Source organism: Pseudomonas sp. Colony2 (assembly GCF_019382755.1).
Classification (GTDB): Bacteria; Pseudomonadota; Gammaproteobacteria; order Pseudomonadales; family Pseudomonadaceae; genus Aquipseudomonas.
Genome location: NZ_CP080030.1, coordinates 6,418,591 through 6,439,339, shown reverse-complemented (window position 1 = coordinate 6,439,339; position 20,749 = coordinate 6,418,591). Strand labels below are relative to the sequence as shown.

At 61.7% G+C, this 20,749-nt stretch carries 17 protein-coding genes; 6 read left to right on the top strand and 11 right to left on the bottom strand.

Going from position 1 to position 20,749, the window contains the following annotated elements; translation table 11 throughout:
- Window positions 1-154: 154 nt before the first annotated feature.
- Complete coding sequence (locus JV201_RS26160; protein ID WP_008436460.1) at window positions 155-1,357, bottom strand: MFS transporter; 1,203 nt, start codon at window positions 1,355-1,357, stop codon at window positions 155-157.
- Between the two features lie 177 nt (window positions 1,358-1,534).
- On the opposite strand from JV201_RS26160, the gene JV201_RS26155 reads away from it, so the two are divergent.
- A complete protein-coding gene (locus JV201_RS26155; RefSeq protein WP_219406202.1) occupies window positions 1,535-3,649 on the top strand; it encodes a mechanosensitive ion channel family protein in 2,115 nt (704 codons plus the stop codon).
- A 131-nt stretch (window positions 3,650-3,780) separates the two neighbouring features.
- Here the strand turns inward: JV201_RS26155 and JV201_RS26150 are convergent, their stop codons facing one another.
- Window positions 3,781-8,061, bottom strand: coding sequence for a DEAD/DEAH box helicase (locus tag JV201_RS26150; protein WP_219406201.1), 4,281 nt, complete (start codon window positions 8,059-8,061; stop codon window positions 3,781-3,783).
- A 446-nt stretch (window positions 8,062-8,507) separates the two neighbouring features.
- On the opposite strand from JV201_RS26150, the gene JV201_RS26145 reads away from it, so the two are divergent.
- The 4 genes from JV201_RS26145 to JV201_RS26130 all read left to right on the top strand — a co-directional run bounded on the left by JV201_RS26145 (window position 8,508) and on the right by JV201_RS26130 (window position 12,686).
- Complete coding sequence (locus tag JV201_RS26145; protein ID WP_008436463.1) at window positions 8,508-9,398, top strand: sugar nucleotide-binding protein; 891 nt, start codon at window positions 8,508-8,510, stop codon at window positions 9,396-9,398.
- Window positions 9,399-9,641: 243 nt separating this feature from the next.
- The gene (locus JV201_RS26140) at window positions 9,642-10,766 is read left to right on the top strand and encodes an ATP-binding protein (RefSeq protein ID WP_134327390.1); all 1,125 of its coding nucleotides are present in this window, start codon (window positions 9,642-9,644) and stop codon (window positions 10,764-10,766) included.
- Between the two features lie 90 nt (window positions 10,767-10,856).
- Complete coding sequence (locus tag JV201_RS26135; RefSeq protein ID WP_177068931.1) at window positions 10,857-12,299, top strand: ATPase domain-containing protein; 1,443 nt, start codon at window positions 10,857-10,859, stop codon at window positions 12,297-12,299.
- A gap of 24 nt (window positions 12,300-12,323) precedes the next feature.
- Window positions 12,324-12,686, top strand: coding sequence for a response regulator (locus tag JV201_RS26130; RefSeq protein ID WP_102605740.1), 363 nt, complete (start codon window positions 12,324-12,326; stop codon window positions 12,684-12,686).
- 98 nt (window positions 12,687-12,784) lie between these two features.
- Here the strand turns inward: JV201_RS26130 and JV201_RS26125 are convergent, their stop codons facing one another.
- The 5 genes from JV201_RS26125 to JV201_RS26105 form a co-directional block, all read right to left on the bottom strand.
- Window positions 12,785-13,483: an OmpW family protein gene (locus tag JV201_RS26125; protein WP_102369992.1), complete on the bottom strand. Its 699-nt coding sequence runs from the start codon at window positions 13,481-13,483 to the stop codon at window positions 12,785-12,787.
- Between the two features lie 96 nt (window positions 13,484-13,579).
- The gene (locus JV201_RS26120) at window positions 13,580-14,101 is read right to left on the bottom strand and encodes a DUF3299 domain-containing protein (protein ID WP_008436468.1); all 522 of its coding nucleotides are present in this window, start codon (window positions 14,099-14,101) and stop codon (window positions 13,580-13,582) included.
- Window positions 14,102-14,112: 11 nt separating this feature from the next.
- Entirely contained in the window at window positions 14,113-15,378 is a 1,266-nt protein-coding gene (locus tag JV201_RS26115; protein ID WP_219406200.1) for an ABC transporter permease, read from the bottom strand.
- A 1-nt stretch (window position 15,379) separates the two neighbouring features.
- On the bottom strand, window positions 15,380-16,090 hold the full coding sequence (locus JV201_RS26110; protein ID WP_003210001.1) for an ABC transporter ATP-binding protein: 711 nt from the start codon (window positions 16,088-16,090) through the stop codon (window positions 15,380-15,382).
- A 148-nt stretch (window positions 16,091-16,238) separates the two neighbouring features.
- On the bottom strand, window positions 16,239-16,850 hold the full coding sequence (locus JV201_RS26105; protein WP_219406199.1) for a DUF2796 domain-containing protein: 612 nt from the start codon (window positions 16,848-16,850) through the stop codon (window positions 16,239-16,241).
- A gap of 135 nt (window positions 16,851-16,985) precedes the next feature.
- Between JV201_RS26105 and JV201_RS26100 the strand changes: the two genes are divergently transcribed.
- Window positions 16,986-17,333, top strand: coding sequence for a hypothetical protein (locus JV201_RS26100; protein ID WP_003209997.1), 348 nt, complete (start codon window positions 16,986-16,988; stop codon window positions 17,331-17,333).
- A 3-nt stretch (window positions 17,334-17,336) separates the two neighbouring features.
- On the opposite strand, the gene trxA is transcribed toward JV201_RS26100, so the two are convergent.
- From trxA to JV201_RS26080, 4 genes are all read right to left on the bottom strand, one after another.
- On the bottom strand, window positions 17,337-18,209 hold the full coding sequence (trxA, locus tag JV201_RS26095) for a thioredoxin (RefSeq protein ID WP_003209995.1): 873 nt from the start codon (window positions 18,207-18,209) through the stop codon (window positions 17,337-17,339).
- 72 nt (window positions 18,210-18,281) lie between these two features.
- Window positions 18,282-19,283: an Abi family protein gene (locus tag JV201_RS26090; protein WP_219406198.1), complete on the bottom strand. Its 1,002-nt coding sequence runs from the start codon at window positions 19,281-19,283 to the stop codon at window positions 18,282-18,284.
- Between the two features lie 269 nt (window positions 19,284-19,552).
- Window positions 19,553-20,206, bottom strand: a complete 654-nt coding sequence (locus JV201_RS26085) for a methyltransferase (RefSeq protein WP_177051298.1) — start codon at window positions 20,204-20,206, stop codon at window positions 19,553-19,555.
- Window positions 20,203-20,661 carry a YbaY family lipoprotein gene (locus tag JV201_RS26080; protein WP_003209991.1) on the bottom strand — a complete coding sequence of 153 codons (459 nt, stop codon included), beginning with the start codon at window positions 20,659-20,661 and terminating at the stop codon, window positions 20,203-20,205. Before JV201_RS26080 ends, JV201_RS26085 begins: the two co-directional genes overlap by 4 nt.
- Window positions 20,662-20,749 lie beyond the last annotated feature (88 nt).

The window sequence follows — 20,749 nt, the reverse complement described above, 5'->3', positions numbered from 1 at the left end:
GGAGAAAGTTTCGATGGTCCTACAGACGGCACCTCTCAAAATGTGGGAGCGGGCTTGCTCGCGAAGACGGTGGGTCAGTCGATATCTCTGTTGACTGACACACCGCTTTCGCGAGCAAGCCCGCTCCCACATTGGGTTCTTTATCGCTGCGGGATCAGTGCCCGCCAACCACCCGGGTCGAGCTCTCGGCATACACCGGCCCCAGCCGGTCAAGGCGCCCGCTCCAGGCCGTCAGCGCCAAGGCCACCAACACCACCGAACCGCCAATCCACGCCGTGTGGATCAAGCCCATGTGGGCGACGATCAGGCCGCCGGCCCACGCGCCACCGGCAATCCCCAAGTTGAACGCCGCGATGTTCAGGCCCGAGGCCACGTCCACCGCATTCGGCGTGTGATGTTCCGCCTGGCGCACCACATACACCTGCAAGCCCGGCACGTTGCCGAAAGCGACCGCGCCCCACACCAGCACAGTGGCCAGGGCCAGCCATGGGTTGCCTGCGGTAAAGGTCAGTACAAACAACACGGCAGCGAGCAGGGCAAAGATGATTTTCAGGGCGCTGATCGGGCCGCGTTTGTCGGCCAGCTTGCCGCCCCAGATATTACCGATGGCCACCGAGATGCCATACACCAGCAACACCAGGCTGACGGTGCCGGCGCTGAACCCGGAGATGTCCTGAAGGATTGGCGCCAGGTAGGTGAACGCGATGAACGAGCCGCCGTAACCCACCGCCGTCATGGCGTACACCAGCAGCAGCCGTGGTTGTTTCAACACTTGCAGTTGCTGCAACAGCGACGCGGGTTTGCTGTGGGCGATGTTTTTCGGTACGTAGAGCAGGCTGCCGATAAACGCGATCAAGCCCAGGGCCGAGACGGCGAGGAAGGTTTCGCGCCAGCCGAAGTGCTGGCCGATAAACGTCCCCAGTGGCACACCGGTCACCAACGCGACGGTCAGGCCGGTAAACATGATGGCAATCGCGCTGGCGGCTTTTTCCTTGGGCACCAGGCTTGTGGCGATCGTGGAGCCAATCGAGAAGAACACCCCGTGGGCCAGGCCGGTGACGATCCGTGCCAGTACCAGGGACTCATAACTCGGCGCTTGCCAGGCCAGCAGGTTGCCGAGGGTGAACAGCACCATCAGCGACAACAGCAGCAGTTTGCGTGGCACTTTGCCGGTGAGGGCGGTGAGTACCGGCGCGCCGATGGCCACGCCCAGGGCGTAGAGGCTGACCAGCAGGCCGGCGGACGGCAGGCTGACGCCAAGGTCGGCGCCGATGGTGGGTAACAGGCCAACGATGACGAACTCGGTCGTCCCGATGGCAAAAGCGCTGAGGGTCAGCGCGAGCAAGGCAATGGGCATGGCTGCAACTCCGGTGGGTTTCAATCAGGAGCGCAGTCTCGGGGCTCGGCTTGTGCGGAAAAAGCCAGGTATTGGCATTTGATATTTGCCTGGGGCGCACGGATCGAAGTACTGGGGGAACGATCAGGCGTCAAACCCGTCAGTTCCTTACAGACCCTTCTGAAGGAGCCCGGTGTTTTGTTGAATTTAAAGACTGTGCTACTGCTCGGCACGCTGCTGTTCTGCGGCAGCGGTGCGCTGCAAGCGGCCACTGCCCCCGCGGCTCCTGCGCCTGCCGCCCCGGCCCAGCCGGAACTTTTGGTAGAAGGCGGCCTGCTCGGCGCCATCAGCTCCAGCATCGATGATGTGCAGGACAAACTCGACCTCAACCAGAACCTGGTCGACGCCTGGCGGCTGCGGGCCGACCGGGCGGCGGATGAGGTGGACAAGCTGGTCAACCAGCCGTCCGAACGTTCCTCGTGGAGCGTAGCCGGGGATTTCCTGTTGTTGTCCGGGGTGTGGATCGGCGCGTTCGCCGCGCTGACCCTGCTGGGGCGCTTTATCGTCAAGCGCCTGAGCCTGCAGCGGCATATCGCACCTCGCCAGCGCCTCCAGGCGTTGCTGGGTTACCTGATTCCCTACACGATACCGGCGCTTATCTGCCTGCCATTGACTCTCTACGTCAGCCACTTCCTGCCCTCCTCGGTGGGCCGTGCGCTGGCGCTGTGTTTTGCCTACGCCACCAGCAGCGGCATTTTCTCCACCTCGATCCTGTTGTGCGTGATCGTCATGTTCAACGTCGGCCACAAGCGCCCTGCGGTGAAGATTATTCGGGACTACTGCCCCAAGCCGCTGTTCCTGATCGGCTTCCTTGCCGCCCTCAGCGATGCGTTGACCAGCCCACAGATCGCCCGCCAACTGGGGGGGAATATCACCGCCAGTGTCGCGATCTTCACCGGGCTGTTTGCCTCGGTGATCTTCGGCATGCTGGTGATTCGCCTGCGCCGTCCGGTGGCGCATTTGATCCGCAACCGGCCCCTGGCCCAGCGCCTGAAACACCCGGCGGTGCAGCAATCACTGCGGGTGTTTTCCGGCCTGTGGTATTGGCCGATCCTGCTGATGGTGCTGGTGTCGGCGATCAACCTGATCGGCGCCGGCGACGACAGCCAGAAAGCCCTGCGCTGTGCGCTGTTCACCACGATCCTGCTGATCGGCACGGTGTTCCTCAGCACGGTGTTGCAGCACCTGTTCCAGTCCCGCAGCACGGTGGCGGTGCAGCGCAGCAGCGCCTACAAAGAGCGTTTCCTCAGCCTGCTGCACGCGCTGTTGCGCATCGTGATGGCCATCGCCTTTATCGAAATCCTCGGGCGTATCTGGGGCGTTTCGCTGTTTGAGTTTGCCCAGCGCAACTCCGTGGGGCGGGCCATCAGTGATTCCCTGAGCAGCATCGGTTTGATCCTGCTGGTGACCTGGCTGTTCTGGGTGGTGCTCGACACGGCGATTCAGGAAGCATTGAAACCCCCGGTCAACAAACGCTCCAGCCGCCAGCCCAGCACGCGGGTGAAAACCATCCTGCCGCTGCTGCGCAACGCGGTGAAAATCGTCCTGGTGGTGATCTGCGCGATCACCACCATGGCCAACCTGGGGATCAACGTCGCACCGCTGCTGGCGGGCGCCGGGGTGGTGGGCCTGGCCATTGGTTTTGGCTCCCAGCAACTGGTGCAGGATGTAATCACCGGGCTGTTCATCATCATCGAAGACACCCTGTCGATTGGCGATTGGGTGGTGCTCGACTCCGGCCACGCCGGCACCGTGGAGGGCCTGACCATCCGCACCCTGCGCCTGCGGGACGGCAAGGGGTTTGTGCATTCGGTGCCGTTCGGGCAGATCAAGGCCGTCACCAACCAATCGCGGCAGTTCGCCTATGCGTTCTTCTCGGTGCAGTTCACCTACGACACCGATGTCGACAAGGCCGTGGAACTGATTCGCGAGGCGGGGCAGTCGATCCGCGACGACGTATTCCTCAAGTACAACCTGCAAGGGCCGCTGGAGGTATTTGGCGTCGACAAGATGGACCTCAACGGCGTGGTGCTGACGGCGCAGTTCCGCACGGTGTCGGGTGGGCAATATGCGGTGAGCCGCGCGTTTAACCAGCGCTTGAAAAAGCTTGTGGATAACTGTGCCTTTGTTCACTTCGCGCAAACTTATCCACAGCAGGTGATGCTGCCGCAGCGGGTCGGGCAGCAGGTGGATGAGCCGGAGGAAGAAGTGCCTTCGTCGGTGGTGCTTACCGAGCAGCCTAGAACCCAATAGTTTTGTGTTGAGGCCGCCGGCCTCTTCGCGAGCAAGCCCGCTCCCACATTCGATCCGGTTCCACCCTTGGAATGCGGTCAAAAGTGGGAGCGGGCTTGCTCGCGAAGGCGTCATTACGGGCGCTGCACGAGTCAGCGCCTGATCAGTTTTTCCCGCACCAACCCGGCCTCCTGCTGATCCAACTCCAGCAACACCTGCTGCTTGCCGGCAATCTCCACCGCCGCTGGCAAACCATCCCGGTACACCAGCCGATTACCGCTCAATGCCGGCACCTTGCTACCCGGCAGCAGCGTACCGACCAGGTTCAGCGGATCCGCCCCACACACGGCAATCAAGCTTCCATCGTGAGGCCGCCGCCGAACTTCCCGCAGCAGCGGAATCGCTTCCGGCAACGCAAACTGTTCCCCCGCCAAACCACTCACAAACCGCCCGCCACGAATCTCGCCCCGGGCCTCCAGCCGGTGGAACGTACGCAGCAATTCGCGCCAACTGGGCAGCCAGTCCGCCTCGCGCTCCAGCAGGCGCCAGAACACCACCCCGTAGCGGCGCAGCAAGGTCATCGCGACATGCTCCAGTGTCTCGGCCGAGTGAGCCCCCGGACGTGTGCCATCCGCCACCGGCGCCCGCCGTACCAGGGCCCAACGCCCGGCATCGTCCATCCCGCCGACAAACGCGCCACGCCCGCGCCGACTGCTGCGGGCCTGACGTTTGCTCGCCGGCGTGGTCAGGGCGCGCAGGCCGGCAAAACTGTCGGCGTTCGCCAGCCCCGCGCCCACCAGTTCCTGCAACGCGGTTTCCAGTTCGCTGCGCAGCAGATGGGCTTCGTGGATCAATTCATCGAAAAACAGCGCGCCGTTTTCCCGCAGCGCCTGATGGACTTTCTGTGCCTTGGGCGACAGCTCGGTGCTGTCCGGCGCTTCGGTCAGTCCACTCCATAATGGCACCTGGCTGCGGGGCAACAGCACCACTGGCGTGCTGCGCAGGGCCGTCGCGCCGGCCTTGTTGCTCAGGCGCGTCCACACCACTTTGCCGCTGCGGCACAAATCGTCCAGCCAGTGGGGCGCGTAATCCTTGATTCGTGCGCTGAGCAAATCGCTGTCCCAGGCCGAAGTGGCTGCGGCGTACCCTTCCAACTGCGCGACGATCTGCGGCAACACGGCGCTGCCCTGGCCGCGGGTACCGTTCGACAGGTGCTGCCAGTCGAACAGAAAACGCATGAAATCCTGCAACGCCACCGGCTCGATTTCCCGGCGCAGGCGCTTGACCGTGTAGCGGTGAATGCGCGCCAGCAGGTGGCGTTCGCACCATTGTTCGGCGCTGGCGCCGGGGCTGAAACGGCCGCGCAGCACGTAGCCTTCGCTCTCCAGCCGCGCGAGTGCCTGTGATACGTCGGCCACCGGCAAGGCCAGGGGCGCGGCGATCTCGATCAGCGTCAATGGGCCGAAGCCGCTCAGGCGCGCCCGCAGCACTTCCACCAAGGCTTCATCGAAGGTCCAGGGCCCATCGAAACCGGGCAACAGCGGCAGCTCGTTCGGGTAGATCGCCGTCAAACAGCTCAAGCGCTCCAGAGCGACCCAAACGGCCTGGTCGGTACCGCTCTGCAATCGGCTGGCGCGCCCACCGTCGGCCAGGACTTGCAGCCATTCGGCCCACTGCGCCGTGACCTCCGATTCGGCAATGCACGCCAAACTCATCAGCGCTTCATGCATCTCGTCCAGGCCATTGGGCGCCGGCCAGGCTTCCTCGCACACACCGGCAATCGCTTCGGCATCCAGCGCGCCAAGGTCATCGGTGCTTTGCGGATCGCTCCAGCGCCGGTTGAGCACGGCCTGGGTGCGGCGCTCCTCCAGCGGAGCGTCGTCGAGAAAGGTGTAGGGGCGGGCGCTGAGAATCTCTGCTGCCAGTGGCGACGGCGCCGGCAGATCACGGCTGATCAGGCGGATTTCGCCGCGCTCCATGCGCCGCAACAGGGCCAGCCAGCCTTCGCTGTCCATGGCCTCGTGCAGGCAGTCGTCGAGGGTTTGCTCCACCAGCGGATGCTCGGGCACTTCGCGCTCGCCGGCGAGGTTTTCCAGGCAGGCGATCTGGTCGGGGAACACACTGGCGATCAGGTCTTCACTCTTCATGCGCTGGATCTGCGGCGCCACCTTGCGCCCACCGGTGTAGCGCGGCAATGCCAGGGCCACCCCGGCATTCCAGCGCCAGCGTACGCCGAACAGCGGTGCATCCAGTACCGCCTGGATCAGGATGTGCTCGGCCGTGTTGCTGTTCAGGTAGCGCCACACCTCATCCAGCTCAAAGCTGTGACTGGTGGACAGCGACAACACGATTGCGTCCTCGCTGGCGGCGGCTTGCAGTTCGAAATTGAAGGTGCGGCAAAACCGCTTGCGCAGCGCCAAGCCCCAGGCGCGGTTGATGCGACTGCCGAACGGCGTGTGGATGATCAATTGGGTGCCGCCGGACTCGTCGAAAAACCGTTCCATGATCAACGTGTCCTGGGACGGCAGCGCGCTCAGCGCCAGCCGCGCCCGCGCCAGGTAATCCAGCAGTTGTTCGGCGCTGGCCAGGTTCAGGCCGAGGGTGCCGGTGAGCCAATCGAGCGCCGGTTGCAGGTTACCCGGCGTGGCGCCCAGCAGCGCGTCCAGTTGCCCCTGAAAACGCGCCACGGCAAACGACAACTCCGCGCTGCGCCCCGGTGCTTCGCCGAGCCAGAACGGAATGGTCGGCGGCTGGCCGTGGGCATCCTCGACCCGCACCTTGCCGGGTTCCACTCGCAGGATGCGGTAGGAGGTGTTGCCCAGCTGGAAGATATCGCCGGCGATGCTTTCCACCGCGAAGTCTTCGTTGACGCTGCCGATGTTCAGGCTTTGCGGCTCAAGCAGCACGCTGTAGTCGGCGTTGTCGGGGATGGTGCCGCCGCTGGTCACGGCGGTGAGCTTGGCGCCCCGCCGGCCACGCAGGGTGCGGGTGATGGCGTCGCGGTGCAGGTAGGCGCTGCGCAGGCCCTGGCGCCCGTTGTAGCCTTCGGCGAGCATTTGCAGCAGTGCCTGATAGTGACGCTCATCCAGCTCGGCGTAGGGCGAGGCGCGGCGGATCAGCGTCAGCAGGGCCTGTTCCTGCCATTCCTGGCAGCTGACTTCGGCGATGATCTGCTGGGCCAGCACATCCAGCGGCGCAACCGGAATCAGCAAGGTGTCCAGCTCGCCCCGGCGCACGCAGTCGAGCAGGGCGGCGCATTCGATCAGGTCGTCACGGGTGGTGGCGAACAACCGGCCCTTGGGCGTGCCGCCGACCTGATGCCCGGAGCGTCCGACCCGTTGCAGAAAACCGTTGATCGAGCCGGGCGAGCTGATCTGGCACACCAGGTCGACATCGCCGATATCAATCCCCAGTTCCAGCGACGCAGTGGCGATCAACACCTGCAGCTCACCGGCCTTGAGCCGTTGTTCGGCGTCCAGGCGCATTTCCTTCGCGAGGCTGCCGTGGTGGGCGGCGACGGCGGTTTTGCCCAGGCGCTCGCTCAAGTGCCGGGCCAGGCGTTCGGCCAGGCGCCGGGTGTTGACGAAAATCAGCGTGGTGCGGTGTTGCCTGGCCAGTTCGGCGAGGCGGTCGTAGACCAGCTCCCACACGTCGTTGGCCATGACGGCCGACAGCGGCACCGGCGGCACTTCGATATCCAGGTCCCGTGGGCGTGCGTGGCCGATATCGACGATCTCGCAAGGCCGGTCGGTGCCCACCAGAAAGCGCGACACCGCCTCGATGGGCTTTTGCGTGGCGGACAGGCCGATGCGGGTCAGCGGTTCGCTGCACAAACCCTGCAGGCGCTCCAGTGTCAGGGCCATGTGGCTGCCGCGCTTGCTGGCGGCGATGGCGTGGATCTCATCGACGATCACCGTGCGGGTGCTGGCAAGCATCTGCCGGCCCGAGTCCGAGCCGAGCAGCACGTAGAGCGATTCCGGGGTGGTGACCAGGATGTGCGGCGGGTGCTTGCGCATCAGGGCGCGGTCTTTCTGTGGGGTGTCGCCGGTACGCACGGCGGTGCGGATCGCCAGCGGTGGCAGGTCGAGGCGCTGCAAGTGCTCGGTGATGCCGGCCAGCGGGGTTTGCAGGTTGATCTGGATGTCGTTGGAAAGAGCCTTCAGGGGCGAGACGTAGACCACCAGCGTTTGGTCTGGCAGTTGGCCGCCATTGGCCAGGCCTTGGTGCACGAGATCGTCCAGCACCGCGAGAAAGGCAGTCAGGGTCTTGCCGGAGCCGGTGGGTGCGGCGATCAGTGTGGAGCGGCGCTGGCGGATCAGCGGCCACGCCTGGGCCTGGGCGGCGGTCACCGACGGGAACGTGCTGCGGAACCAGGTGCTGACGGCGGGGTGGAAACCGTTCAAGACCGTGTCCGTTGATTCTGGAAGGTTCATCCCCAATTTATGCGGCCGGCCCTGGCAACTTGCAACCCCGGGATGCATTCCCTGTGGTGAGGGATCTTGCTGCGGTAAGGGAGCTTGGTGTGGCCAGGGAGCTTGCAGTGGCGAGGGAGCTTGCTCCCGCTGGAGTGCGCAGCGCTCCCGCTTTTTTGGGGCCGCTACGCAGCCCAGCGGGAGCAAGCTCCCTCGCCACAAGAAGCTCCCTGGCCACAGCAAGCTCCCTGGCCACAGCAAGCTCCCTGGCCACAGCATGCTCCCTAGCCATAAAAAGGCTCTCTCTACTTAAAGCCCCCCCCCGGCCGCAATCGGCGGCGCACTTTATAAGTGACGGTTGCGCTACAAACCCGCAAAATGCAACGATTCTGGCAAATGCCAACGGCATGGCTCACAAGCCTGTCGATAATAACCATCGTTCCAAACAGACCGGGCCTGCTCAATCTATGCGAATGCGCCTTATGTTACTGGGCGGCGGGAATGCCCTCGGGCAGGCGCTGATTCGCCTCGGTGCGGAGGAAGACATCGGTTTCCTCGCCCCGCGCCCGCCCCAAGACGGCTGGGATGCCGCGAGCCTCACGCAACTGCTCGACGACACCCGTCCCGATGCCTTGATCAATCTCGCCTATTACTTCGACTGGTTTCAGGCGGAGACGGTCAGCGAGACACGCCTGGCCGCCCAGGAATATGCGATCGAGCGCCTGGCTGAACTGTGCCAGCACCACAGCATCACCCTGCTGCAACCGTCCAGCTACCGGGTGTTCGACGGCTCCCGCGCCACCGCCTACAGCGAGAAAGACGAACCCGTGCCCTTGGGCCTGCGAGGCCAGGCGTTGTGGCGCATCGAGCAGAGCGTACGCGCCACCTGCCCGCAGCACGTGCTGTTGCGTTTCGGCTGGCTGCTGGATGACAGCGTCGACGGCACCCTCGGGCGCTTCCTGGCCCGTGCCGAAAAACCTGACGAACTGCTGATGGCCGACGACCGCCGGGGCAACCCGACGCCGGTGGACGATGCCGCGCGGGTGATCATTTCGGTGCTTAAGCAACTGGATTGCGCCGCGCCGTTGTGGGGCACTTATCACTATGCCGGCCACGAAGCGACTACCCCGCTGGCGCTGGGGCAGGCGATCCTGACCGAAGCGCGCAACTTCCACCCGCTGGCCGTGGAAGCGCCGACCGCCCAGGCCCACGCCGCCCGTCCGGATGCAGCCGACGAGCCGCAACACGCGGTGCTGGCCTGCAAGAAAATCCTCCACACCTTCGGCATCAAGCCACGGGCATGGCGGGCCGGGCTGCCGGCGTTGCTCGACCGGTTCTATCGACACGGTCAAACATAAAAAAGGCGCCTGAAACAGGCGCCTTTTTTTGTGGCGGTGCGCGGACGGTTAAAAGTGATATGTGTTGGCAAGTCGGATGCGCCACGGCATACGAAAAATTTGAAACCTTTGGTGCGCCCGGTCATCCATGCCAATAGGGATTGATTGTGCTTACGGCTCGTTCAGCAAAAGCAAAAGTCTGCATTCAGAAGAAGACTTCGCCCATCCAGCCATGGGCAGCCTAAAAGAGGAGCCCCACCCATCATGGCAACACATTCTCCGGTGAATGGTTCGCCGCCGCCTCACGATGATGTGTATGAGGAAGCGCACGACCTGCAGTTCGCTTTGAGTGCCGCCGGGCTTGGTATATGGCGCCTGGATTTGACGACGGGCGAGCTGAAGACCTCGGCCACTTGCCGCCTCAACTTCGGACTCGAACCTCACGTACCGTTCAGCTATGAACACATGCAGCGCTTGGTGCACGCCGAAGACAAGCGTCGAGTGGCCGAAGCGTGGGATCGCTCAATCGCTCAACGTGGCGACTACGACGTTCGCTACCGCGTCATCACGCCAATCGGTGAAACTCGCTGGCTGCACGTGTGCGCAAGACCCCGTTATGCCGATGATGGTCTACCCGTCACGATGACGGGAACCGTTCAGGATGTGAGCCAAGAGCAGTCACTTCAGTCGCAGAAGATGGACGCGCTGGGGCGGGTAACAGGCCGAGTGGCTCATGACTTTAATAATCTGCTGACGGTGATACGTTCTTCAGCGGATCTTTTGAAGCGTCCTTCCGTATCGGAAGAGCGGCGGCTGCGCCTGGTGGAAGCCATTTCCGAGGCGGTGGAGCGTGGTTCTCATTTCACCAGTCAATTGCTGTCCTTCGCTGGCAGGCAAGCCCTGCATCCCGCACCGCTGGACGTCAATTCAAGCACGTTGGCCATGGCCGATACGATTGCTGTGCGGGTTGGCACAGGCATCCACGTACGCATCGAGTCCGCAGAATTACCCTGCGTTGTTCACGTCGACCCAGGACAGTTTGAAGCGGCCATTCTCAATATGGTCATGAACGCCCGCGACGCCATGATGGATAAGGGGGAGCTGGTCATCCGTGTTGAGTCGATGGACCTTATCCCTGCGTCCGATGGCTATCCCCTTATCAAGGGGCGTTTTGTTGCCGTGTCCATCACAGACAATGGCTCGGGTATCGCTCCGTTCAGCCTCGATAGAATCTTTGAACCGTTTTTCTCCACCCAAGGCAAAGGCCAGAGAAGTGGGCTGGGGCTCAGTCAGGTATTGGGTTTTGCCAAACAGTCGGGGGGAGAGGTCAGGGTCGAGAGTCGTCTGGGGCAGGGAAGTACGTTCACGCTTTATTTGCCCCGCGCTTGAACGGGATGAGTGGATAGCCCGATTGCACAAATGGAGTTAGCATCGTAAACCTTCGGCTCAAGAGCCTGTTGTTCACATCAGGGTTGCATTGTGGAAAAGCTAAATCGCCTTCAAAGCGGAATAGAAGGGCTGGATGCTCTGCTCAAGGGCGGGCTAGTCGCAGGTGCCTCCTACATTATCCAGGGGCGCCCAGGATCGGGTAAAACCATCCTCGCCAATCAACTGGGATTCAATCATGCGCGCAACGGGGGCCGAGTACTGGTGGCCACGTTGCTGGCCGAGTCCCACGACCGTTTATTTCAGTTCCTCTCGACCCTGAACTTCTTTGATGTTTCCCGGGTGGGGGCCGAAATTCAGTTCGTCAGTGCATTTGACACCCTTGAGAACGACGGTCTCGATGAAGTGGTCAAGCTGCTTCGGCGTGAGATCAGTCGCCAGAAGGCCACCGTGTTAGTGGTCGACGGCTTGCTCAATGCACGCTCCAAGGCTGACTCGCCCATCGACACCAAGAAATTCATTTCCGAGCTGCAAGGGCACGCTGCGTTCGCCGGTTGTACGGTGCTGTTTCTCACCAGTTCCCGGTTGGACGACGGCAGTCCTGAGCACACCATGGTTGATGGTGTGATCGAGATGGGTGAAGAGCTTCACGGCAGCCGTTCAGTGCGCCGTATTCAACTGCGCAAGACTCGCGGCAGTGGTGCACTGACCGGATTGCACGAGTGTGAAATCACCGACGATGGCCTGGTAGTTTATCCGCGTCTGGAAAGCCTCTACAGCCATCCGTCTTTACCTGACAGTGCTGATCTGACGCGTATCACCAGCGGCATCGGTTCGCTGGACGCCATCATCGGCGGTGGCCTGCACAGTTCCTCCGTTACCCTCGTCATGGGGCCTTCCGGCGTCGGGAAAACCACATTGGGGCTCCGGTTCCTCGCTGAGTCGACAGTGGAAGCGCCGGGCCTGCATTTCGGTTTTTATGAAAGCCCGCAGCGGTTACGCCTCAAAGGCCAATCGCTGGGGATTGATATCAAGGGTATGGAAGAAAGTGGTGCGCTGAGTCTTGCCTGGCAACCCACGACAGAAGGCCTGCTCGACGGTCTCGGCGCACGTCTGCTGAAAATAGTTGAGGAAAAGGGCATCAAGCGCCTGTTCATCGACAGCTTGAGCGGCATGACCCGAGTGTCGACAAACCCGGCACGTATCACTGATTTCTACAGCGCCCTGATGAGCGAGCTTCGTGCCCGTGGCGTAACGGTGTTTGCCTCATGGGAGATGCGTGACGTTTTTGGTTCGGAGGTCAGCTCTCCAACCCCGGACCTGTCCAGTATTGTCGATAACCTGCTGCTGATGCGTTTCTTCGAGATTCAATCTGAACTAAGAAGAATGCTTTCGATTCTTAAGGTACGAGATAGCTTCTACGATCCTTCGCTTCTTGAAGTGGTAATCCATGAAAACGGCGTTGACCTGAAGAAGGCATCAAGAAATGCATTGGCTGTCCCTAATGATTCTTCGCTGCCGGGCTCAACGTCCTAAGTCTCTGATTCGGGTTGAATTGACATGACCACCATCCTGGTCGTCGACGACGAGTATTTGATCGCTGACATTCTCGGCTATGCGCTGGAGGATGAGGGGTACATGGTCGTAAAAGCGAGCAATGGCCAGAAAGCACTCGAGGTCCTGGAGCGCGAGCGGCCAGCGTTGATCATCACCGACTTCATGATGCCGGTCATGGATGGCCAGGAGTTTGCCGAAGCGGTTCGTGCTCTGCCGGCAGTCAAACACTTGCCCATCATTCTGATCAGCGGAGCCCAGGCACATATTGGTATGGAGCGGTCGGACTTGTTCAATGCGGTGTTGAAAAAGCCGTTCAACATTGACTTGGTCATAGCTGAAGTGCACCAGCTCCTGGCTGACGCCTGATTCGCAGCACACGGGCGTGTGCCTGGCCTCTGATTGGCGCTTGCCTCCAGGGGAAGCCTCACAAAAAAGGCCCTGTACAACAGGGCCTTGGGTAGAACCTAGAACTTGTAGCCAATACCGACCATGTACACCATCGGGTCAACATCCACATTGACCTTGGCCCGAGTGCCCTGGCCCAGGGCGTTGTTATCCACGGTGGCCTTGGTGCTGATGTCGATGTAGCGCGCCTGGGCGTTGATCATCCACTTGTCGTTGATCATGTAGTCCGCACCGATCTGCGCGGCCCAACCCCAGGAGTTTTCCGCCTTGAAGTTGCTGAAGCCGGCCTGCTCGGCGCGGCTGCCGACGTGCTCGTCGTAGATCCAGGTGTAGTTGATACCGGCGCCGATGTACGGTTGGAATACCGACTTGCTGTCGAGCGGGTAGTACACGACGCTCAGGGTCGGTGGCAGGTGCTTCAGCGTACCGAGCTTGCCGTTGGCAGCGCCCAGGGCGGTGTTCTTGATCTTCACATCATGTTCGAACGGCGTGGCCGCCAGCAGTTCGATACCCCAGTGGCTGGTGAACATGTAGGCGAAGTTCAAACCCAGTTGAGTGTCGCTGCTCATGGTCGCCTTGCCGCCCAGGTTGGTCCCGGCCAGCGGGCCCTGGTCAACCTTGACACTGCTGCTGTCCGCTTTCGGGTTGACGGTGATGGCACCGGCGCGAATCAGGATGTCACCCGCTTCGTGAGCGTGGGCAACAGGGGCGACGAGGGCGAGCGCGACAAGCGACGCGCCGAGCAGGGACTTGTTCATGGGAGCTCCAAAGGACGTTATTAATTGCTTGTGTCCAATGGTAAAGATCGTAACGTTCGAGCTTTTGACTCAGCTCAATGAAAGCGCAATCACGGGTTATTCCTGCAACTCGTACACATAGATCTTGTCGGCATCCATCTGGTAGCCGGCATCGGCCAGTTCACTGCTGGACGGTTTGACCTGCATCTGGCCTTCGATCCAGTACGGTTGATACAACTCGTCGAGCTTCACGCCGACTTCGCTTTTCACATGCACGATCTGGTTCGACGGCGGTGGCGGTACATGGATGCACGCGCCGAAATACGGCACCAGCAGGAACTCCGTGGTGCGACCTTCTTCGCTGACTTCCAGCGGCACGATATAACCCGGCAGGCGGATGTGCTTACCGTCCAGGCTTTGTACGACCGGCGCGTTGGGCAGGTCCTGCTTGGCGGCCGGCGCTGACTCCACCGACAACGCATCGGCCATGCCCGACAAGTCGTGCAGCGGTTTCATGTTGGGGATTTCCGGCGGCGCGTCCGGCGGGATCATCTCCTGCCACGACAGGTCCTTGGGCTGGTCTTCAGCCCACACGGGCAGGGCCACCAGCAGTAACAGTGCGAGCACGACGCGACGCATCAACAGCTTCCTCATAAACGTATCGACAGGCCGTCGGCCAACGATTGCCGGTAGGCGCGCCAGGCCGGCACGCTGCCCATCAGCAGGGCTGCGACGAGAATACCGCCCAACAAAGTCCATTCATATTCGCTCGGCAACGACAGCGGCAGGTCCAGGCCGTAATTGGCCTGCAAATACCGGCGCGACGCGGCGATGCACACATACAGCAGCCCGACGCCGGCGATCACGCCCGACAATGCCAGGGCGAAGGCTTCGAAGATCAGCAAGGTCGCAATATGCCAGGGCCGTGCGCCCACCGAACGCAGGATTGCCATTTCCCGGCGGCGCTCGTTGAGGCTGGTGAGGATCGCGGTGAGCATGCCGATCAAGCCGGTCAGCACCACGAACAGCGAGATCACGAACAGCGCTTTTTCAGCGGTGCCCATCATGCTCCACAGCTCTTGCAGCGCCACGCCCGGCAGGATCGCCAGCATCGGCTCGCCACGGAACTCGTTGATCTCCCGTTGCAGGGCGAAGGTGGAAATCTTGTTGTTCAAACCGAGCATGAACGCGGTGATGGCTTGTGGCGTCAGGTCCATGTTGCGGGCCTGATCGGCGCTGATCCGACCTTTGCCCTGGGCCGGTACGCCGTTGTGCCAGTCGATGTGAATCGCTTCCATGCCGCCGAGGCTGATATGCAGTGTGCGGTCCACCGGAGTGCCGGTGCGCTTGAGAATGCCGACCACGGTGAACGGCTTGTCATCGTGCTTGACCAGGCTGACCACCGCCACGCCGTGGGCCAGCACCAGCTTGTCGCCGAGCTTGTAATGCAGCGCGTCGGCCACTTCGGCGCCGAGCACCACTTCGAATGGATCGGTGGCGAAGGCGCGACCGCTGGCCAGTTCCAGGTTCTGCCGGCGGCCGTATTGATAGTGTTCGAAATAGGATTCGTTGGTGCCCATCACGCGGTAGCCACGGTGGGAGTCGCCGAGGGAAATCGGGATCGCCCATTTTACCTGCGGGTTGGCCGCGAAGTGTTCGTAGCTGTCCCAGCGAATGTTGTTGGTGGCGTTGCCGATGCGGAACACTGAATACAGCAGCAAATTCACCGAGCCGGAGCGCGCGCCGACGATCAGGTCGGTACCGCTGATGGTGCTGGCGAAGCTGGCGCGGGCTTCGGTGCGTACCCGTTCCACCGCCAGCAACAGGCACACCGACAGGGCGATGGCGAAGGCGGTGAGGATCGCGGTAAAGCGGCGGTTAGCCAGGCTGGCCATGGCTAGTCGAAACAAATACATCTCAAACCTCTGCGGGCGTGGCGGCGCGATTGAGTTCGGCCAGCGACAGGTTGCTGTCGAACAGCGGCGCCAGGCTCTGGTCATGGCTGACGAACAACAGGCTGGCGCCTGCTTCGCGGCATTCGGCGAACAGCAACTGAATGAAGGCTTCCCGGGCGTCGTAGTCCAGGGCCGAGGTCGGCTCGTCGGCGATCACCAGCTCCGGCTGGCCGATCAGCGCACGGGCAGCGGCCACCCGTTGTTGTTGGCCGATGGACAGGGAGTCGGCGCGGCGCTCCAGCAGGCTCTTGTCCTTCAGGCCCAGGTGGGCGAGCAAGGTCGCGGCAGCCTGGTCGACGCTGCCGTGCCGCTGGATTGCCCGCTGTGCCCGTAACGTTGAAAAGTGGCAGGGCAATTCGACGTTCTCGCGCACCGAGAGAAACGGCAGCAGGTTGAACTGCTGGAAGATGTAGCCGGTGTGGTCGACCCGGAAACGGTCGCGGGCGCCGGCCGAGAGTTCCGTCAGTTCCTGGCCCAGCAGGCGAATACTGCCGCGGCTGGGCTTTTGCACACCGCCCAACAGGCCCAGCAGGGTGGTCTTGCCACTGCCGCTGGGGCCCTTGAGGAACAGGGTTTCCCCCGGCTCCAGGCGGAACGTGGGGATGTCCAGCAACTGTGGGTGACCGGGCCAATTGAAGCCCAGGTCAGACAGTTCGATAAGTGCTTGGGTCATAGGGAGGTCAGTGGTCTGGCTCGATTTGGATGATGACACCGATCAACTGTAGGAGCTGGCTTGCCTGCGATGGCATCACCGCGGTGTTTCTGGAGCACCGCGGCGTCTGCATCGCAGGCAAGCCAGCTCCTACAGTGTGGTGTTTACATCAGAATTTCAGGGTGGCTGCTGTGGCCGTCGCTTCCACACCCTGCTGGCCGCTCGGGCCAATGAGTTGTACCTGAATTTTCTGGGTGGCGGGGAAGGTCTTGAACACATGGGTCAGGTCAAGGTTGCTCAGGGCGGTCGGCGTGGCGCAAGTGAACTGGTAGTGAGCGTGGATTTCGCTGTGGTCGTGGTGATGTTCGTGGGCGGCGGCGCCTTTGCCATCGGTGGCGTGGTCGTCATCGTCTTCATCGTGGTCGGCTTCAGGCTTGTCGCCGAACAGCGGGCTGTTCAGTTCCTGGGTGCTGATCACGCAACCGGCGGCCTTGGGCAGGCTGAACAGCACCAAAGGTTGTTCAAGTTGTTTGCGGGCAGCGGCGACCTTGGCTTTATCGGCAGGGGTGGTGGCGAGATGTTCGAAGCCCACCAGGTTCATCGCCGGGCTGTCCAGTTCCAGCTCCAGGGCCTGGCCGTCGAGCACCGCATTGAGGCGACCCACGCCGTGTTCGTGGGCACCGAGGCTGCCGTGCTCGTGATCATGGTCGTGCTCGTCGGCAGCCTGGGCGATGGCCAGTGGCAACAGGGCAAACGGCAAAGCGAGCAGCAAACGGCGCATGGTGGAGCTCCCGGACAAAGATGAAAGTTTTGTTATGTGATCTTATAACAATTTTGCGAGGAGTTTGACCGCCCGCTTGGCGTAGCGCAAGACGCGTGGGAGCATGCTCGTCAGAAAAGTGCGGGAGTAAGTGCGATGTTGAGAATTCGTGGAACCGTCGGTGACCTGCCGGTGGACTTGACCCTGGAGCTGGATGACGGCGATTGGGCCCGGCTGGGCGCGCAGTTGCAGGCCAGCAAAACCCCGAGTGCGGAACCGGTAGTGACGCCGGCGGCGGGTAACCTGGACGAGAGCCTGTGGCAGGCCGCCCAGGATTTACTGCGCAAGGCCGGGCAACTCAACGGCCTGGAATTGCTTGATCAGCTGGAAGGCCTGGCCGGCAGCGCCTCGGCGGGCAAGCGCCTGCTGGTGCGCCTGCGCCATAGCGCCAAGGTCAAGGTAGCCAGCGGCGGGGATACGCCGCTGTACAGTTGGATCGAGTAAGGCTTAATACAGCGCGGCGAACAGCTTGCGGCGGTACACGGTGACCAGCGGATGATCGTTGCCGAGCAGTTCGAACACCTGCAACAGCGTCTTGTGGGGCAGGCCTTCGCTGTAGCTGCGGTTGCGGATGAACAGCTTGAGCAAGCCATCCAGCGCGGCGTCGTATTGCTGGCGCGCCAGTTGTTGCACGGCCAGTTGGTACACCGCCTCGTCATCCTGCGGGTTTTGCGCCAGGCGGGCTTTCAGGTCTGCGGCGTCCGGCAGGTCGGCGGCCTGGCGCAGGAAAGTGATCTGCGCCTTGGCGCCGGCCAGTGCGGCCTTGTGATCATCGCTCTTGACGGCGTCGAGCACGGTTTGCGCTTCGCCCAGTTCACCGCGCTCGGCCAGGCAGCGTGCGTACAGGATCAGCGCGGCGGCGTTGGTGTTGTCTTCGCCAAGCAGGGTGACCAGCACGGCCTCGGCGTCGGTGATACGGCCTTCGGCAAACAACGCCTGGGCCTGCTCCAGTGGATCGGCAGCCGCCGGTGGTGGCATCTGCACATGGGGCTCCAGCATCGCGCGCACGGCGGATTCAGGCTGCGCACCGGCAAACCCATCCACTGGCTGGCCATCCTTGAACAGCACCACGGTCGGCAGGCTGCGAATGCCAAAGCGCGAGACCACGTCCGGCTCGGCATCGCAATCGACCTTGGCCAGCAGCAACTCACCCTGATAACTCTCGGCAATCTGCGCGAGCATCGGCATCAACGCCTTGCACGGCGCGCACCACTCGGCCCAGAAATCCACCAGCACGGGTTTTTCGAAGGAGTTCTGGATCACCGCCTGATCGAAGGTGGCGGTGGTGGCATCGAAGATGTACGGCGTGGGCTCACTCATGGGGAATCTCGAAGAAAGCAGGAATGGGGCAACTATAAAGACTGGAGGAGGCGACCGGAAGCTATGCCGCGATTAAGCGCGTACAGGATGCCAGAAAGGGTCTTGGTACCAGTCTTGAGGAAAACCCATCGCTTTGAGGCTGACATCGGGAAAGTCTTCAGTCAGTTGATGCAGGCGCCGGTCCCAGTGAGCGTGTGGACACACTTTATGCATTAGGTGATTAAGAATGCAGAGTGCTGCAAACATACGGGTATGAGTGCCAGGATGAAGAAGGTGCCTGGGCCATGGGAAGTTGGCTTTTTTGGGCAGTTCTGGGCGAATGCCCAATTCTCGATTCCACATTCGCGCATGGTGTGCGCAGATGTTACGAATAGTGGTCAGCGTGTGCAGCCAGGATTGCATCAAAGGGGCGGGGAGTTCCAAGCGTCTGGCGATAGCCTTCTTGTCCGAATCCCTGGCCAAGCCTTTGTAGAGATGGGACAGGTCACCGAGTGTGAGTTCTTCCAGCATTGCCCAGCCGGGCATGAGTGGTGGTTGGTCATAGGTGGTGGGGTAGTGTCGGGCGTAACTCTCTTTTGCTCTTTGGCATTTGAGATGCGCTTTGCGACCGCTATCGGCTTGCAGTCGATCTATTCGCAGGCATTCGCGCTCATAGTCTCGGATAGCGGCACATTGCTTGGACTGCAATGTTGCAAGTAGGCGTTGGTGGTCAAATGCCTGTTGAAACATTCCGATATCGGTATACCAATGGCTGCCATAGTTGGGCCCCATATGGTTACTGATCATCGAGCGGGTCGCTATTTCCACGCGTTCAATGGCATCCATGCTCAACAATCGAAGCCTGCGGTCAAAATCGTAGAGTCGAGTTAACTGACGAAAACCTGTGCCATCGCGAAATCGATGATCGACATCCCCCGATTGCTGAAAAGGGCGCATGTAGGGGCTCAATCGGAAAAAACTGACGGACTGCAAGAAACACTGCGCACGGGCTTCATCTTGAATGAGCAAGCCACGTTGTTTGAGCAGTTCTATCTGGGAGGGAACATCAATGGCAGGTTTGTCGAACGTTCTCATGCCCAAAAAACGCCAGGCATAAAAAACCCGCACAATTTGTGCTTAGTCACTTGCGCGACCAGAGGCATGGCGGGTGTATTGCGGCAAAGATTAGGCAGTAGCGGTAACGTTTGCAAGCTTTTTGAGCAAGAGGCGACGGATGCAAATCGGGGGTTTGGCATACCGTTTGGTCGTCCAGGTAGCGTGCGAGAGGCGGCCATTTTCCACGCTACGCTGAAGACTGTCTTAGCCCATCTGTTACTGGAGATTTGCGGGTTTGATAGGCGCGACTATCGCTGCGAATGGTACAGGCTCACCTTGCGAAACTCCCACGGCTCGGCCAGGTCGGGCAGTGTCAGGGCGTCGAGGATACCCAGGCGCTGATACTCCGGGTGCTGGAAGTCCCGAACCCGGGAATCGGCGACCAGCGCTTCGCGGCCGCGTGTCAGGAATTGATCCAGCAGCGGCAGGTTCGCCCGGTCGTACAGCACATCGGCGACCAGGATCAGGTCAAACCGGTCGGCTTCGGTGAAGAAGTCTTCTGAATAGCCCAGTGTTACGCCGTTGAGTTCGGCATTCGCCCGGCAGGCAGCCAGGGCCAGCGGATCCAGGTCGCACGCCACCACTTCCAGCGCTCCGGCCTTTACCGCGGCAATCCCGGCAACACCCGAACCTGCGCCGAAATCCAGCACCCGCTTACCCGCGACCCACTCGGGGTTGGCCGCCAGGTATCGCGCCAGCGCCAGGCCACTGGCCCAGCAAAAGCTCCAGTACGGCGGCTCATGCAGGATGCGCCGGGTTTCTTCGGGGCTGAAGGCGCGGTCCATGTTGTCGGCGTCCAGTAACCACAGCGACAACTCGGTGCCCGGCAGCGGGCAGGGCACCAGTTGGGCGTCGCCGATCAGTTCGCTCAGTGCGCGTTGCAGGTCCAGCGGTGGCGTCATGGTGCGGGAACGAGTTGCAGCGGCCCGGTGGTCTGGGTGATCGCCTGGGTGATGCGCACCGGCGGCAGGTGCAGGATCAACTGGCCGGACTGGCTGGCGCGACCACGCAATTCAACGCGCCCGCCCGCCGGGAACGCTTGCGGGTTGAAGCGCAGGCGGAAGGCCAGGGGCTTGTTGTTGCCGATCAGCACGCTGCTTGCCAGCAGTTGTTGCGGGCGCGAACGGTCGTCGATCACCAGCAGCGCCAGTTCGACTTCCGCACCCGCCGGTATACCGTTCAATTGGCCGCTGACTTCACGCTGATAAGCGGGCAACGGGCCGAGATCTTCTTCCACACCCGGCAGTTTTTTCTCTTGTTGCGGTGCCGGAGCCGGCGCCGCAGGTTTTGGGGCATGGCTGCTGCAGGCGACCAGAAAACCGAGCAACGTGAGCAAAACAAGTGGTCGTAACTGCATGTACGGCTCCAGAAAGGACAAAATCCGTGGCTTAAAAAATATGAAACATAATAGTCAGCCTATATACCGTAAAGGCTATGGCTTGTCT

Bases quoted from the DNA above. Each gene is read 5' to 3' on its own strand.
- JV201_RS26160 (WP_008436460.1), bottom strand. From the start codon at position 1,357: ATGCCCATTGCCTTGCTCGCGCTGACCCTCAGCGCTTTTGCCATCGGG.
- JV201_RS26150 (WP_219406201.1), bottom strand. From the start codon at position 8,061: ATGAACCTTCCAGAATCAACGGACACGGTCTTGAACGGTTTCCACCCC.
- JV201_RS26145 (WP_008436463.1), top strand. From the start codon at position 8,508: ATGCGAATGCGCCTTATGTTACTGGGCGGCGGGAATGCCCTCGGGCAG.
- JV201_RS26140 (WP_134327390.1), top strand. From the start codon at position 9,642: ATGGCAACACATTCTCCGGTGAATGGTTCGCCGCCGCCTCACGATGAT.
- JV201_RS26130 (WP_102605740.1), top strand. From the start codon at position 12,324: ATGACCACCATCCTGGTCGTCGACGACGAGTATTTGATCGCTGACATT.
- JV201_RS26125 (WP_102369992.1), bottom strand. From the start codon at position 13,483: ATGAACAAGTCCCTGCTCGGCGCGTCGCTTGTCGCGCTCGCCCTCGTC.
- JV201_RS26120 (WP_008436468.1), bottom strand. From the start codon at position 14,101: ATGCGTCGCGTCGTGCTCGCACTGTTACTGCTGGTGGCCCTGCCCGTG.
- JV201_RS26115 (WP_219406200.1), bottom strand. From the start codon at position 15,378: ATGTATTTGTTTCGACTAGCCATGGCCAGCCTGGCTAACCGCCGCTTT.
- JV201_RS26110 (WP_003210001.1), bottom strand. From the start codon at position 16,090: ATGACCCAAGCACTTATCGAACTGTCTGACCTGGGCTTCAATTGGCCC.
- JV201_RS26105 (WP_219406199.1), bottom strand. From the start codon at position 16,850: ATGCGCCGTTTGCTGCTCGCTTTGCCGTTTGCCCTGTTGCCACTGGCC.
- JV201_RS26100 (WP_003209997.1), top strand. From the start codon at position 16,986: ATGTTGAGAATTCGTGGAACCGTCGGTGACCTGCCGGTGGACTTGACC.
- trxA (WP_003209995.1), bottom strand. From the start codon at position 18,209: ATGAGTGAGCCCACGCCGTACATCTTCGATGCCACCACCGCCACCTTC.
- JV201_RS26090 (WP_219406198.1), bottom strand. From the start codon at position 19,283: ATGAGAACGTTCGACAAACCTGCCATTGATGTTCCCTCCCAGATAGAA.
- JV201_RS26085 (WP_177051298.1), bottom strand. From the start codon at position 20,206: ATGACGCCACCGCTGGACCTGCAACGCGCACTGAGCGAACTGATCGGC.
- JV201_RS26080 (WP_003209991.1), bottom strand. From the start codon at position 20,661: ATGCAGTTACGACCACTTGTTTTGCTCACGTTGCTCGGTTTTCTGGTC.